Below are 14,816 nucleotides of genomic sequence, written 5' to 3'. Positions count from 1 at the left end.
GGGGCGGCACACGCCGTTTTTCAATGGGTATCGGCCTCAGTTTTATTTCCGGACGACGGACGTGACGGGGGTGGCGACGTTGCCGGAGGGGCGGGAGATGGTGATGCCTGGGGACAACGTGGACATGTCGGTGGAGCTGATCACGCCGATCGCGATGGAGAAGGAGCTTCGGTTCGCGATCCGCGAGGGCGGCCGCACCGTCGGCGCCGGCGTCGTAACGGAGATCCAGGAGTAAGGGCGGAGAGCCATGCGCGATCAAATCACGCTCGCCTGCAGCGAATGCAAGGAGCGCAACTACACGAACACGAAGAACAAACGCAAGCATCCCGACCGCGTGGAGTGGAAGAAGTTCTGCCCCCGTTGCCGGAAACACACGATTCACAAGGAAACCCGGTAGTCCGGGGACGAGACCTGGGTAGGCCAGTAGCTCAGCCTGGCTAGAGCACCGGTCTCCAAAACCGGGTGTCGGGGGTTCGAATCCCTCCTGGCCTGCCATGGTGTCGTAGGTGTCTGAAAGGGTTCATTCCGTGCGCGCAGAATTGACGACCGAAAAAAGTGCCGAGCGGACCTCCGCGATCCAGGCGGTCAGGGATTACGTGCGCGACGTCCGCGTGGAAGTGAGCAAAGTCAGCTGGCCGTCGCGTACCGAGCTGCGCGATTCGACGATCGTCGTGATCGTGATGGTCGTCGTGATCTCGATCTTCATCGGCATCGTCGACCGCGCTCTCTCGTTCGCGTTCGAGGCCCTGATCCGGATGGTGGGCTAGTCCATGGAAGGAACCACGATGCAGTGGTACGTGATTCACACCTACTCGGGGCACGAGAACAAGGTGAAGACCAACCTCGAGCGCGCGATTCACGCCACGGGGCTGGAGTCCCATTTCGGCCAAATCCTCGTCGCTACCGAGGAGTTCGCCGAGATGAAGGATGGCAAGCGCATCACATCGAAGCGGAAGACGTTCCCCAGCTACGTGCTCGTCGAGATGGATTTGAACCAGGAGACGCGCACGCTGGTGCAGAACGTTCCCGGAGTGACGCGTTTCGTGGGCTCGGGGCAGGATCCGATCCCGCTTCGCGAGACCGAGGTGAAACGCGTGCTGGGCCAGCTGGAGGCGGGCGGCCGCGCGAAAGGGTCGACCGAGGTGCCGTTCAAGTCGGGCGAGCACGTGAAGGTCGTGGACGGACCGTTCACCGATTTCACCGGGGTCGTGGACGAGGTGAATCCGGAACGGCAGAAAGTCAAAGTGATGGTGTCGATTTTCGGACGGGCGACTCCCGTCGAGCTCGACTTTCTACAAGTGCAGCCGGTCTAGCAACGGGCTGCGAAAGCCGGTCTGACGGCCGGCGGCGACGGGCGCCGAGGAGTCCGGCGCGCGACCACGCGATGTGGGAGCGGGAAGAATCCCGCGACAGGAAAGGATGATCCAATGGCCAAAGGGAAACCCGTTCAGGCTCTGGTGAAGCTCCAGGTGCCCGCCGGGAACGCGACTCCCGCGCCGCCGATCGGCCCCGCGTTGGGGCAGCACGGCGTAAACATCATGGAGTTCTGCAAGGCGTTCAACGCGCGCACGCAGGGGCAGCCGGGGCTCATCATCCCCGTGGTGATCACGGTCTATAGCGACCGGTCGTTCACTTTCATCACCAAGACTCCTCCCGCCGCGGTGCTCTTGAAGCGCGCCGCGGGAATCGCAAAGGGATCCGGGGAACCGAACCGGAACAAGGTCGCCAAGGTGACCCCCGCGCAAGTGCGCGAGATCGCGGAGCTCAAGAGGCCCGACCTCAATGCCAATGATCTGGACGCCGCGGTGAAGATGGTGGAAGGCACCGCGCGCAGCATGGGCATCGAGATCGCGGGTTAGGGGCGGCGATGAAAACGGGAAAACGCTACCGGAACGCCGCTCAGGCGGCGGGTCTGCAGGCGGAGAAGCTCTCGAGCTTGCCGGATGCCATCGAGCGGCTGAAGACGACGGCTACCGCCAAGTTCGATGAGACGATCGAAGTCGCGATGCGCCTCGGCGTCGATCCGCGCCACGCGGAGCAGCTGGTGCGCGGATCGGTCGTGCTGCCGCACGGCACCGGAAAGAAGGTGCGCGTCCTCGTGCTCACGAAGGGCGAGAAGGAAAAGGAGGCGCGCGACGCGGGGGCCGATTTCGTCGGCTCCGACGAGTGGATCAAGAAGTTGAACGAAGGCTGGCTCGACGTGGACAGCATCATCGCCACGCCGGACATGATGGGAGACGTGGGCAAGCTCGGCCGCGTCCTCGGTCCGCGCGGTCTCATGCCCAACCCGCGCAGCGGAACCGTCACGTTCGACGTCGCGAAGGCGGTCCGGGACGTCAAGGGCGGCAAGATCGAGTACCGGGTCGACAAGGCCGGGAATCTGCACGCGCCGGTAGGAAAGGCCTCCTTCGCCAAAGAGCAGCTTCTCGCGAACGTAGAGACCTTCTTGCGCGAGGTGGTCCGGACGAAGCCGCCCGCAGCGAAAGGGCAATACATCCGCAGCGTCACCCTGAGCTCGACGATGGGCCCCCCGGTGCGTCTCGACCCGGCCACGGTCCAGGCGAGCTTCAAAGCGTAGCGACCCAAGCGGACCGATTCACGAAACGGAGAGTGCGCGTCCATGCCGACGGCGGAAAAAGAAGAGCGGGTACGTGAGCTGACCGAGGCGATCGCCCGGTCGAAATCGATCGTGCTGACCAACTTCACGGGAATGAACGTGGATCTGGTCACGAAGATGCGGCGAAAGCTTCGCGACGCCCACGTGGAGTACGTCGTGGAGAAGAACACGCTCACGAAGCTGGCGCTCGCCGGAAGGGGCGTCCGGGAGCTGGATCCGTATCTCGAAGGCCCCACGGGCATCGCGCTCGGGCCGGACGAGATCGCGGGCGCCAAGATCCTGGCCGAATTCTCCAAGGAATTCGAAAAACCCGCCCTCAAGGCGGCGTATGTCGGCGGTCAGCTGTACGACGCCGACGGCATCAAGATCCTGGCCCAACTGCCTCCTCGCGAGGTGCTGCTCGGCCAGTTCATCGGGGCGCTTCGTTCGCCCTTCCAGGGATTCGTCGGCGTGCTTTCGGGCTCGCTGCGGCAACTGGTGGGAACCGTCGACGCCATCGCTAAGAAGAAACAGGGCTAGGGTCCGCGCCAAGGTCGGGACCCGCCGCGATTCCGGAGGAGGGAAAGCACCGTGGAAGCAGCGACGAAGGAGCAGCAGATCATCTCGATGTTGGAGAGCATGACGATGCTCGAAGTCTCGGGCCTCGTGAAGAAGATGGAGGAGCACTTCGGCGTCACGGCGGCCATGCCGATGATGGCGGCCATGCCCGGCGCGGGCGCGGGCGCGGCCGCGGCGGTCGAGGAGAAGACGGAGTTCGACGTCGTGCTCATGGGCGCCGGAGACAAGAAGATCCAGGTCATCAAGGTGGTCCGCGAGGTCACCGGACTGGGGCTCAAGGAAGCGAAGGACCTGGTCGACGGCGCTCCGAAGCCGGTCAAGGAGAAGGTCTCGAAGGAAGAGGCTCAGTCGATCAAGCAGAAGCTGGAGGAGAACGGCGCCGCCGTGGAGATTCGCTAGTTGGCCGCTCCCGGTTCCAGTGGGCTTAATCGAAAGGGTGAAATCGACGTGAAAGCGATTCGCGGCAAAGAGCGACGGAGCTTCAGCAAGATCGAGCGGGAGTGGGACATCCAGATCCCGAACCTGCTCGACGTCCAACTGGAGTCGTTTCGCAATTTCATTCAGGCCGATGTCGAGCCCCTGAAGCGCAAGAACGAAGGGCTTCAGGAGGTTTTCAACAGCGTCTTCCCCATCAGTGATCCGCGCGAGTACTTCTCGCTGGAGTTCGTGCGGTACGACCTGGGGGATCCGAAATATTCCGTGGACGAGTGCCAGGAGCGGGATCTGACGTTTTCGGTTCCCCTCAAGGCCACCTTGCGCCTGCGCGTCCGCGAGGACACGGAGGAGGGGCGCAAGGACAAGAGCATCATCGAGCAGGAAGTCTATCTGGGCGAACTGCCCATCATCACCGACAAGGGCACCTTCATCATCAACGGCGCGGAGCGGGTGATCGTGAGCCAGCTCCACCGCTCGCCGGGTGTTTTCTTCGACGATCTGATCCACCCGAACGGAAAGAAGCTTTTCACCGCGCGGATCATCCCCTATCGCGGGTCGTGGGTCGAGTTCAGCCTCGACGTGAACGACATCATGTACGTGCACATCGACCGGAAGCGGAAGCTCCCGGTGACGGTGCTGCTCAAGGCGCTGGGGTATGTGACGGATCGTGAAATTCTCGAGCTCTTCTACGATACCGAGGAAGAGGAGATCGGCGGCGCTCGGTCCAAGCGGGAGCCGGACGCGGTCGGCAAGGTCGCCGCGGAGGACGTGGTCGACGAACGAACGGGGGAGGTTCTCCTCGAGGCCAACGAAATCATCACGATGGAGCGGATCGAGGGCCTCCGGAAGGCTGGGTTCGCCACCGTGAAGACGTTTGTCATCGCGCATCGGGACGAGGCGGACATCATCCGCAACACGCTGAAAAAGGATTCCACCAAGACCGAGGATGAGGCGCTCACGCGCATCTACAACCTTCTGCGTCCCGGCGAGCCGCCGCGCGCGGACACCGCCCGGGACATTTTGAAGAAGCTCTTTTTCAATCCGAAGCGGTACGACCTGGCCAAGGTCGGCCGTTACAAGCTGAACCGCAAGCTCCCGCACGAGATCCTTCTCGGTCTGAAGGACAAGCGGAAGAGGCTCAGCCTCGCGGTTCCGGACGACGAGCAGACCACGCTCTGCCCGGAAGACTTCATCGTCATCATCGCGTACTTGATCCACCTGAGGCTCGGCGCCGAAGTGCCCGGGCTTGCGATTACGACGGACGACATCGACCACCTCGGGAATCGCCGGGTGCGGGCGGTGGGGGAGCTTCTTTCGAACCAGTTCAACGTCGGCCTCGCGAGGATGGCCCGGATCATCCGGGAGCGTATGACGCTCCAGGACGCGGAGCAGGTCACGCCGTACGACCTGATCAACGCGCGTACGATTTCGGCGGTGATCCAGAGCTTCTTCGGCTCCAGCCAGCTCTCGCAGTTCATGGATCAGACGAATCCGTTGGCGGAGCTGACCCACAAGCGGCGGCTCAGCGCGCTCGGTCCGGGCGGTCTCACCCGGGACCGCGCGGGGTTCGAGGTGCGCGACGTGCACTACACGCACTACGGCCGGATGTGTCCGATCGAGACGCCGGAAGGCCCGAACATCGGTCTCATCTCCTCGCTCGCGACGTACGCGCGCGTGAACGACCTGGGATTCCTCGAGACGCCGTACCGCCGGGTCTCGGGCGGGACCGTCGATAAGAAACAGGTTCAGTTCCTCTCCGCGGACGTGGAGGACCGCTTCAAGATCGCGCAGGCGAACGCTGCGGTCGACTCGCACGGCCATCTCGTGGGCGAGCAGAACGTCCGCGAGAAGGGCGAGTTCCCGATGGTCGAGCCCGCCGACGTGGATTACATGGATATTTCCCCGATCCAGCTCGTGAGCCCCGCGGCCGCGCTCATTCCCTTTCTCGAGCACGACGACGCCAACCGCGCGCTGATGGGCTCCAACATGCAGCGCCAGGCCGTGCCGCTCCTCTTCACCGAGGCGCCTCTCGTCGGAACCGGCCTGGAAGGCAAGGTGGCCGAGGACTCGGGCGCGCTCATCGTGGCGAAGCGGGGGGGAGCCGTGGAATGGGTCTCGGGGGATCAGATCCTGGTCCGCTACGACCAGCCGGAAGGAAAACCGCGGACCGTCGACTACTCGGAGATGGCCGGCGTCGATCTCTACCGGCTCACCAAGTTCAAACGCTCGAATCAGGACACGTGCATCAACCAGCGTCCGCTCGTCGCCGAAGGCGAGCGCGTGAAGAAGGGACAGCTCCTGGCCGACGGGGCCGCCACGCGAAATGGCGAGCTCGCGCTCGGCGCGAACGTGCTCGTCGCGTTCATGCCGTGGGGCGGTTACAACTACGAAGATGCGATTCTGGTCTCGGAGCGCCTCATCAAGGAGGACCGCTTCACCTCGATCCACATCGAGGAGTTCGAGCTGCAGGTGAGGGACACGAAGCGCGGGGCCGAGGAAATCACCCGCGAGATCCCGAACGTGAGCGAGGAAGCGGTGAAGAATCTGGACGAAGAGGGCATCGTCCGGATCGGCGCCCGGGTCAAGGCGGGAGACATCCTGGTCGGCAAAGTGACGCCGAAGGGTGAGACCGATCTGACGCCGGAGGAGCGGCTGCTCCGCGCGATCTTCGGCGAGAAGGCCGGCGACGTGCGGGACGCCTCCCTCAAGGCGCCTCCGGGGATGGACGGGGTCGTCATCGACACGAAGGTGTTCAGCCGGCGGGAGAAGGACGAGTCGACCAAGAAGCAGGAGAAGCGAAAGATCGACCGCCTGCGCCGCCAGGCGAAGAAGGAAAAGGACCGCGTCCACGAGACGCGCGCCTCCGAGGTGGCGAGGGTGCTGCTGGGCGAGTACGTGAACAAGTGGGTGGAGGGGGACGAGGAAAAGCCCGTGGCCCGGGCCGGCAAGAAGATCGACGAGGAGTTCCTGTCCCAGGCCGATCTCGACGCGATCCCGTACAAGACGCAAGTCACGCGGAACGACCAGGCGAACGAGCGCTTCTGGAGCCTTCTGGAAGGCGCCGCGCGCGCGCTCGACCGCGTGGAGAAGAACCTCGAAAAGGAAATCGAAAAGGTGACGCGCGGGGACGAGCTTCCTCCCGGCGTGGTCAAGCTGGTGAAGGTATACGTCGCCAAGAAGCGCAAGCTCTCGGTCGGCGACAAGATGGCCGGCCGGCACGGCAACAAAGGCGTGGTCGCGAAGATCATGCCCGAGGAAGACATGCCGTATCTGCCCGACGGGACGCCGGTGGACATGGTGCTGAACCCCCTCGGCGTGCCCTCGCGAATGAACATCGGCCAGGTGCTCGAAACGCACCTCGGCTGGGCGGCGCAGGAGCTCGGCGCGACGGTGGCGACCCCGGTGTTCGCGGGCGCCACCGTGGACGAGATCAAGGCCTGCCTGAGGGATTCGAAGCTGCCCGAGGACGGGAAGAGCGTTCTGTACGACGGGCGCACCGGCGAGGCCTTCGATCAGCGCGTCACGGTGGGCTACATCTACATGATGAAGCTCTCGCATCTCGTGGACGACAAGATCCACGCGCGCTCGATCGGCCCGTATTCGCTGGTCACCCAGCAGCCGCTGGGCGGCAAGGCCCAGTTCGGCGGGCAGCGGTTCGGAGAGATGGAGGTGTGGGCGCTCGAGGCATACGGGGCGGCCTTCACGCTACAGGAGCTGCTGACGGTCAAATCGGATGATGTCGTGGGTCGATCGCGCATCTACGAGGCGATCGTCAAAGGGGAGAACCCTCCGGCTCCGAGCACGCCGGAATCGTTCAACGTGTTGGTCAAAGAGCTTCAGAGTCTTTGCATGGACGTTCAGCTTCGGGACGAAGCGTAGACGAGGAGGCACGGCACGATGCAGGAACTGTTCGGAATCAAGTCGCCTCTCGCAACGGAACGTCAGCGGTTCTCACTGGCCCGGGTCGACGACCGCGACATCTCGCGGCGGAGGCTCGCGTTCAATTCCATACGGATCATGCTCGCTTCGCCGGAGACGATCCGGGGCTGGTCGCACGGGGAGGTCACGAAGCCCGAGACGATCAACTACCGGTCGTTCAAGCCCGAGCGGGATGGTCTTTTCTGCGAGAAGATTTTCGGACCGGTCAAGGACTGGGAGTGCAATTGCGGCAAGTACAAACGCATCCGCTACCGCGGCGTGATCTGCGACCGCTGCGGCGTGGAGGTCACCCAGGCCAAGGTGCGCCGCGAGCGGCTGGGGCACATCAACCTCGCGGTCCCGGTCTCCCACATCTGGTACTTCAAGGCGGTGCCGAGCCGCATCGGACACCTGCTGGACATGTCGATCCGCGACCTGGAGCGGGTCCTGTACTACGAGTCCTACGTCGTGATCGATCCCGGCACGAGCGGCATGAAGAAAAAGCAGCTCGTCTCGGAAGATGAGTACTACGAGCTCACGCAGGACGAGACGATCACGCTCAACGCGAAAATGGGCGCGGAGGCGATCCGCGATCTCCTCACCGAGATCGACCTGGACGAGCTTTCCGCCGAGCTTCGCGCGATCGCCAAGATCGAGAACTCCGTCCAGCGGAAGAAGGAGACGCTGAAGCGCCTCCGGATCGTAGAGGCGTTCCGGCAGAGCGGCAACCGGCCGGAGTGGATGATCCTCTCCACGATCCCGGTGCTTCCTCCGGATCTGCGCCCGCTCGTTCCACTCGAGGGCGGCCGCTTCGCGACCTCGGACCTGAACGATCTCTACCGGCGCGTCATCAACCGCAACAACCGGCTGAAGAAGCTCATCGACATCCGCGCGCCGGAAGTCATCTTGCGCAACGAGAAGCGGATGCTCCAGGAAGCGGTGGACGCGCTCTTCGACAACGGGCGGCGCAGCCGCGCGGTGCGCGGCCAGGGAAACCGGCCCCTGAAGTCGCTCTCCGACATGCTCAAGGGAAAGCAGGGCCGTTTCCGCCAGAACCTCCTCGGCAAGCGCGTCGATTACTCGGGCCGATCGGTGATCGTGGTCGGACCCGAGCTCAAGCTCCACCAGTGCGGGCTCCCGAAGAACATGGCGTTGGAGCTTTTCAAGCCGTTCATCATCCGGAAGCTCGAGGACAAGGGCTTCGTCCAGACCGTGAAGAGCGCCAAGCGGCTCGTCGAGCGCGAGCGCCCCGAGGTCTGGGACATCCTGGGCGACATCATCAAGGGACACCCGGTGCTCTTGAACCGCGCGCCGACGCTCCACCGGCTCGGCATCCAGGCCTTCGAGCCCGTGCTCGTCGAGGGGAAGGCGATCCGCATCCATCCGATGGTGTGCGGCGCGTTCAACGCCGACTTCGACGGCGACCAGATGGCGGTCCACGTTCCGCTTTCCTTCGAGGCGCAGATCGAGACGCGGCAGCTCATGCTCTCGACCAATAACATCCTGCTTCCCTCGAACGGCCGTCCCGTCGCGGCGCCCAGCCAGGACATCGTGCTCGGATGCAACTACATGACGCGGAAGCGGCCGCTTCCCCCGGGGAAGAAGCCGAAGCACTACGCCGGCATGACGGAGGTGCGGGCGGCCTACGACCATAAACAGGCTGGGCTCCACGATCCGATCGTGCTCCATCTCGACGGGCAGCGGCTCGACACCAGCGTCGGGCGGGTGCTGTTCAACGAGATCCTCGTGCCGTTGGGGATTCCGTTCAAGAACACGGAGATGGACAAGAAGGCGCTCGAGGAGCTGGTCGGCGATTGCCACCGGAATCTCGGGAACAAGACCACCGCCATCATCCTGGATTCGCTCAAGAATCTGGGGTTCACCTACGCGACCCAGGCGGGGATCACCGTGGGCATCGACGACATCCTGATTCCGGGCTCCAAGGCCGCGATCATCGAGCGCGCGCAAAAGGACGTGGCCCACATCAACCAGCAGTACCAGCAGAAGGTGATCACCGACGGCGAGCGCTACAACAAGGTGATCGATACCTGGACCCACGTCACGACCGAGGTGGAAGAGGCGACGTTCCAGGGTCTCGCCTCGGACCGGGACGGCTTCAATCCGATCTACATGATGGCCTACTCCGGCTCGCGCGGAACGAAAGAGCAGATCCGCCAGCTCGCGGGAATGCGCGGGCTCATGGCGAAGCCTCAGAAGAAAATTACAGGCGGCCTCGGCGAGATCATCGAGTCCCCCGTGATCCATAACTTCAAAGAAGGGCTCACGGTGCTCGAATACTTCGTCTCAACCCACGGCGCGCGGAAGGGGCTCGCCGACACGGCCCTCAAGACCGCCGACGCGGGGTATCTGACGCGACGTCTCGTGGACGTGGCGCAGGATGTCATCGTGAACATCGAGGACTGCGGCACGGTGAGCGGGCTCGAGGTCGGCGCCTTGAAGGAAGGCGAAGAGGTGATCGAGCCGCTAGGAGACCGTGTGCTCGGGCGCGTCGCGATCGAGGATGTGGTCGACCCCAATACGGGAGACGTGATCGTCCGCTCGGGCGAGGAGATCACGGAGGAGGCCGCGGAAGCGATCGAAGAGAGCGGGCGGATCGAGAAAGTCGCGATCCGGTCGGTCTTGAAGTGCGAGGCGACGCGCGGCATCTGCGCGAAGTGTTACGGGCGAAATCTCGCGACCGGACGCATGGTCGAGCTGGGTGAGGCCGCGGGCGTCATCGCGGCGCAGTCGATCGGCGAGCCCGGCACGCAGCTTACGCTTCGGACCTTCCACATCGGCGGCGTCGCGGGACGCATCGTCGAGCAGTCGAGGATCAAGGCGAAGATCACCGGCTCTGTCCGATTCCGCGAGTTGGAAGTCGTCGAGCGGCAGAACGGCTCGCTGGTCGTCGTCGGGCACAAGGGCCAGATCGAGGTCCTGGATCAGGACGGCAAGGTGCGCCATCGCTACTCGCCGCCTTACGGCGCGACCGTCGACGTGAAAGACGGCGCCCCGGTCACGGCGGGAGACGATCTGTTCGAATGGGACACCTACAACACGCCGATTCTGACCGAGAAGTCCGGCACGGTCCGCTTCGTGGACATCAAGGAGAAGGTCACCGTTCGTGACGAGGTCGACGAGAACACGGGGCTTCGCCTCATGGTCATCGTCGACGACCGCGAGAAGGTGCTTCAGCCGCACATCGACATCGTGGGTTCGGGCGGTCGGCGCGTGGCGAGCTATCCGCTCCCGACCGGCGCCCGCCTCCTCGTGCGCGACAGCCAGGAAGTCACGGCGGGAGAGCCGCTGGTCAAGATCCGCCGCGAGATCTCGAAGACGCGCGACATCACGGGCGGTCTGCCCCGGGTGAGCGAGCTGTTCGAGGCGCGGAAGCCGAAGGACGCCGCGACCGTTTCGGAAATCGACGGGCGCGTCGAATTCGGGGGGGTCAGCCGAGGCATGAAGAAGCTCCTCGTGGTCGGAGACTCCGGGGATACTCGGGAATACCTGATTCCCCAGGGCAAGCACATGCACGTCCAGGAGGGGGATTACGTCAAGGCGGGCGACCGGCTCACGGAGGGTCCGGTCAATCCTCACGATATGTTGAAAATCAAGGGCATCCAGGCGGTCCAGGAGTACCTGGTCAACGAGATCCAGGAGGTCTACCGGCTCCAGGGCGTCCGGATCGACGACAAGCACATCGAGGTGATCGTCCGGCAGATGCTCCAAAAGGTGAGGATCGAGGACCCCGGCGACACGAATTTCCTCGAAGGGGAGCAGGTCGACAAGGCCCAGCTCCGAATCGAGCAGAGGCGCGTGGAGTCCGAGGGGGGGCAGCCGGCGACGTATCAGCCTCTCCTGCTTGGGATTACGAAGGCATCGCTCTCGACGCAGAGCTTCATCTCCTCGGCCTCGTTCCAGGAGACAACTCGCGTTCTGACAGAGGCTTCCGTGCTCGGAATGACCGACCACCTCCGCGGTTTGAAGGAGAACGTCATCATCGGGCACCTGATCCCGGCCGGCACCGGGATGTCCCGCTACCGGGGCGTCGAAGTCATTGCTGAAGAGGAAGATGAGACCGAACGGGTGGCCGGCGTCGAGGAGGAGATAAAAAGTGCTTGACCGGGCTTTCCGGGAGTGAGTACACTGTGCGTTCTTTGCGCCCAAACCGATTGTCATGAGGAAACTTAGGTGCCGACCCTGAACCAGCTTGTGCGACTCGGCCGCAAGCGGCAGCTCTCGAAGACGGCTTCGCCGGCTCTGAAGGGGGCGCCGCAGAAACGCGGCGTGTGCACGCGCGTCTATACATCGACCCCCAAGAAGCCCAATTCGGCGCTTCGCAAGGTCGCCCGCGTGAGGCTCACGAACGGGATGGAGGTCACATGCTATATCCCGGGCGAGGGGCACAATTTGCAGGAGCACTCGATCGTCCTGATCCGGGGCGGCCGCGTGAAGGATCTCCCCGGCGTGCGCTATCACGTCGTGCGCGGAACGCTCGACGCCTCCGGGGTCGAAGGGCGCCAGCAGAGCCGCTCCAAGTACGGCACCAAGCGGAAGAAGGGGCCGTAAGCGCTCATGCGACGCGCCAGCAAGATTCATAAGTTCGAGGTTCAGCCCGACGCGCGTTTCAACAACGTCCTGGTCACGCGCTTCGTGAACGCGCTCATGATCCAAGGCAAGAAGAGCGTGGCGGAGCGGATTTTCTACAACGCGGTCGACATCATCGAGAAGAAGGTCGGCTCGGACGGGCTCTCGGTGGTCAAGTCGGCCCTCGCGAACGTAAAGCCCGTGCTGGAGGTGAAGTCCCGGCGCGTGGGCGGCGCGACGTATCAGGTCCCGGTGGAAGTGCGCCAGGACCGGCGGACGGCGCTCGCGCTCCGCTGGATCATCCAGTACTCGCGCATGCGCCCCGACCACACCATGTCGGAGCGGATCGCGGCGGAGCTCATCGCGGCTTCGAAGAACGAAGGCGGAGCCGTAAAGAAACGAGAGGACACACACAAAATGGCGGAGGCCAACAAAGCCTTCGCCCACTATCGCTGGTAAAGCGGTTAAGGACGGTTTCGAAGTGCCCAGGCAGTACGATCTTTCTCATATGCGGAACATCGGCATCATGGCCCACATCGATGCCGGTAAGACGACTCTGACCGAGCGGATCCTCTATTACACGGGGAAGGTCCACCGGGTGGGGGAAGTCCATGACGGCGCGGCCACCATGGACTGGATGGAGCAGGAGCGTGAGCGGGGAATCACCATCACCTCCGCCGCGACGACCTGTTTCTGGCACAACCACCAGATCAACATCATCGATACGCCAGGCCACGTCGACTTCACGGTCGAGGTGGAGCGCTCCCTCCGGGTCCTCGACGGTGCCGTCGCGGTGTTCTGCGGCGTGGGCGGAGTCGAGCCGCAGTCCGAAACCGTGTGGCGGCAGGCCGACAAGTACGGCGTGCCCCGGATCGCGTTCGTGAACAAGCTGGACCGGGTCGGCGCCGACTTCAATTTCGTCGTGAACATGATGAAGAACCGTTTGGGCGCGCTCGCGATTCCGCTCCAGATCCCGGTCTACATCGGCGACTGGTTCACCGGGATGATCGACCTGATCGAGATGAACTCGATCACGTACGAGTCGGACGAGATGGGCGCGAATTACGTCGAAGGAGAAATCCCGCGCGATCTCGAGAAGAAGGCGGCCGAGGCGCGGCACCAGATGCTCGAGGGGATCGCCGAGTACGACGACGAGCTGCTCCATGCGTACCTCGACGGCAAGCAGGTGACCCCCGAGATGATCAAGCGCGCGATCCGCAAGGGGACCCTGAGCGGGAAAATCGTGCCGGTCCTTGGCGGAACGGCGTTCAAGAACAAGGGCGTGCAGAGGCTTCTCGACGCGGTGGTGGCGTATCTCCCCGCGCCGCTGGACGTGCCCGCGGTCAAGGGCATCAATCCCAAGACCCTGGAGCACGAGCAGCGCTGCCCGTCGGACGACGAGCCGTTTTCGGCGCTCGCGTTCAAGATCATGACCGATCCCTATGTCGGCAAGCTGACGTTCTTTCGCGTCTACTCCGGGACCTTGAAGGCGGGCACCTACGTGTACAACTCGACGAAGGAGAAAGGCGAGCGTCTGGGACGCGTCGTCGAGATGCACGCGAACAAGCGCGAGGACCGCGAGGAAGTGTACTGCGGCGAGATCGCCGCGGCGGTCGGCCTGAAGAACGTCCACACGGGCGACACGCTCTGCGACAAGGACCACCCGATCGTGCTCGAGGCGATGCACTTCCCCGAGCCGGTGATCCAGGTCGCGATCGAGCCGAAGACCAAAGCGGACGAAGAGAAGATGGCGACGGCGCTCGGGAAGCTGAGCGACGAGGACCCGACCTTCAAGGTGAAAACCGACGAGGATTCGGGGCAGACGCTGATTTCCGGGATGGGGGAGCTGCACTTGGAAATCCTCGTGGATCGGATGGTGCGCGAGTTCAGCGTCCAGGCGAATATCGGGAAGCCCCAGGTCGCCTACAAGGAAACGATCAGCAAGAAGGTGGAGCAGCGCACGCGGTTCATCCGCCAGACGGGCGGGCGCGGCCAGTTCGCGGACGTGACGATCATGCTGGAGCCGCTTCCACCGGGCAGCGGCTTCCAGTTCGAGAACGAGATCCGAGGCGGTGCGATCCCAAAGGAGTACATCCCCTCGGTGGAAAAGGGCATCATCGAGGCGATGGAGAACGGCATCATGGCCGGCTATCCCGTCGTGGACGTGAAGGTGGATCTGATCGACGGGCAGTTTCACGAAGTCGACTCCTCGGAAATGGCGTTCAAGATCGCGGGCTCGATGGCGTTCAAGGAGGCCGCGGCGAAAGGCGGTCCGAAGCTTCTCGAGCCGATCATGGACGTCGAAGTGGTCGTGCCCGAGGAGTACATGGGGGACGTGATCGGTGATCTGAGCTCGCGGCGCGGCCGCATCGGAGGCATGTTCCAGCGCTCCGACGCGCGCGTCGTGGCGGCCTCCGTGCCGCTCGCCGAAATGTTCGGATATTCCACGCGGCTCCGCTCCATCACCCAGGGACGGGCCGTTTATTCCATGCAGTTCTCACGGTACGACGAGATGCCGCAGGCCATGGCGGAACAGATCATCGCCAAGGTCAAAGGGAGCTGAACCGTACCGCTGGGGAGCGATCTCAGCGGCCGGAGGAATCGAAATGGCGAAGCAGAAGTTTGAGCGGACGAAGCCTCACGTGAACGTGGGGACGATAGGGCACGTGGATCATGGGAAGACGACGTTGACGGCGGCGAT

General features: G+C 63.7%; 14 protein-coding genes and 1 tRNA gene. All 15 read left to right on the top strand.

The genetic code is table 11. From position 1 onward, the window contains the following. Positions 1–235: elongation factor Tu (gene tuf, locus E6K76_09395; protein ID TMQ57902.1), on the top strand; the 235-nt coding region annotated here is incomplete at its 5' end. A gap of 12 nt (positions 236–247) precedes the next feature. After that, positions 248–397 (top strand): 50S ribosomal protein L33, encoded by a 150-nt coding sequence (gene rpmG / locus E6K76_09390; GenBank protein ID TMQ57901.1) that lies wholly within the window; start codon positions 248–250, stop codon positions 395–397. A 20-nt stretch (positions 398–417) separates the two neighbouring features. After that, positions 418–495 (top strand) — tRNA-Trp (locus E6K76_09385). An 80-nt stretch (positions 496–575) separates the two neighbouring features. Further along, positions 576–767, top strand: coding sequence for a preprotein translocase subunit SecE (gene secE / locus E6K76_09380; protein ID TMQ57905.1), 192 nt, complete (start codon positions 576–578; stop codon positions 765–767). Positions 768–770: 3 nt separating this feature from the next. Further along, the gene (gene nusG, locus E6K76_09375) at positions 771–1,313 is read left to right on the top strand and encodes a transcription termination/antitermination factor NusG (protein ID TMQ57900.1); all 543 of its coding nucleotides are present in this window, start codon (positions 771–773) and stop codon (positions 1,311–1,313) included. Between the two features lie 114 nt (positions 1,314–1,427). Further along, positions 1,428–1,859: a 50S ribosomal protein L11 gene (rplK, locus tag E6K76_09370; GenBank protein ID TMQ57899.1), complete on the top strand. Its 432-nt coding sequence runs from the start codon at positions 1,428–1,430 to the stop codon at positions 1,857–1,859. A gap of 8 nt (positions 1,860–1,867) precedes the next feature. Beyond that, the gene (locus E6K76_09365) at positions 1,868–2,578 is read left to right on the top strand and encodes a 50S ribosomal protein L1 (GenBank protein ID TMQ57898.1); all 711 of its coding nucleotides are present in this window, start codon (positions 1,868–1,870) and stop codon (positions 2,576–2,578) included. 42 nt (positions 2,579–2,620) lie between these two features. After that, the gene (locus tag E6K76_09360) at positions 2,621–3,136 is read left to right on the top strand and encodes a 50S ribosomal protein L10 (GenBank protein TMQ57897.1); all 516 of its coding nucleotides are present in this window, start codon (positions 2,621–2,623) and stop codon (positions 3,134–3,136) included. 87 nt (positions 3,137–3,223) lie between these two features. After that, a complete protein-coding gene (locus tag E6K76_09355) occupies positions 3,224–3,574 on the top strand; it encodes a 50S ribosomal protein L7/L12 (GenBank protein TMQ57904.1) in 351 nt (116 codons plus the stop codon). A 57-nt stretch (positions 3,575–3,631) separates the two neighbouring features. Continuing rightward, positions 3,632–7,489, top strand: a complete 3,858-nt coding sequence (rpoB, locus tag E6K76_09350; protein TMQ57903.1) for a DNA-directed RNA polymerase subunit beta — start codon at positions 3,632–3,634, stop codon at positions 7,487–7,489. An 18-nt stretch (positions 7,490–7,507) separates the two neighbouring features. Then, positions 7,508–11,650 carry a DNA-directed RNA polymerase subunit beta' gene (rpoC, locus tag E6K76_09345; GenBank protein ID TMQ57896.1) on the top strand — a complete coding sequence of 1,381 codons (4,143 nt, stop codon included), beginning with the start codon at positions 7,508–7,510 and terminating at the stop codon, positions 11,648–11,650. A 69-nt stretch (positions 11,651–11,719) separates the two neighbouring features. Next, positions 11,720–12,097, top strand: coding sequence for a 30S ribosomal protein S12 (locus E6K76_09340; GenBank protein TMQ57895.1), 378 nt, complete (start codon positions 11,720–11,722; stop codon positions 12,095–12,097). A gap of 6 nt (positions 12,098–12,103) precedes the next feature. Beyond that, on the top strand, positions 12,104–12,574 hold the full coding sequence (gene rpsG / locus E6K76_09335) for a 30S ribosomal protein S7 (GenBank protein ID TMQ57894.1): 471 nt from the start codon (positions 12,104–12,106) through the stop codon (positions 12,572–12,574). Between the two features lie 22 nt (positions 12,575–12,596). Continuing rightward, entirely contained in the window at positions 12,597–14,678 is a 2,082-nt protein-coding gene (gene fusA, locus E6K76_09330; protein TMQ57893.1) for an elongation factor G, read from the top strand. 43 nt (positions 14,679–14,721) lie between these two features. Continuing rightward, positions 14,722–14,816: hypothetical protein (locus tag E6K76_09325; protein TMQ57892.1), on the top strand; the 95-nt coding region annotated here is incomplete at its 3' end.

The organism is Candidatus Eisenbacteria bacterium, assembly GCA_005893275.1.
Classification (GTDB): domain Bacteria; phylum Eisenbacteria; class RBG-16-71-46; order SZUA-252; family SZUA-252; genus WS-7.
The sequence above is the reverse complement of the archived record's forward strand: the minus strand, read 5'-3'. Positions and strand labels throughout refer to the sequence as shown.

Bases quoted from the DNA above. Each gene is read 5' to 3' on its own strand.
- rpmG (TMQ57901.1), top strand. From the start codon at position 248: ATGCGCGATCAAATCACGCTCGCCTGCAGCGAATGCAAGGAGCGCAAC.
- nusG (TMQ57900.1), top strand. From the start codon at position 771: ATGGAAGGAACCACGATGCAGTGGTACGTGATTCACACCTACTCGGGG.
- rplK (TMQ57899.1), top strand. From the start codon at position 1,428: ATGGCCAAAGGGAAACCCGTTCAGGCTCTGGTGAAGCTCCAGGTGCCC.
- E6K76_09365 (TMQ57898.1), top strand. From the start codon at position 1,868: ATGAAAACGGGAAAACGCTACCGGAACGCCGCTCAGGCGGCGGGTCTG.
- E6K76_09360 (TMQ57897.1), top strand. From the start codon at position 2,621: ATGCCGACGGCGGAAAAAGAAGAGCGGGTACGTGAGCTGACCGAGGCG.
- E6K76_09355 (TMQ57904.1), top strand. From the start codon at position 3,224: ATGTTGGAGAGCATGACGATGCTCGAAGTCTCGGGCCTCGTGAAGAAG.
- rpoC (TMQ57896.1), top strand. From the start codon at position 7,508: ATGCAGGAACTGTTCGGAATCAAGTCGCCTCTCGCAACGGAACGTCAG.
- rpsG (TMQ57894.1), top strand. From the start codon at position 12,104: ATGCGACGCGCCAGCAAGATTCATAAGTTCGAGGTTCAGCCCGACGCG.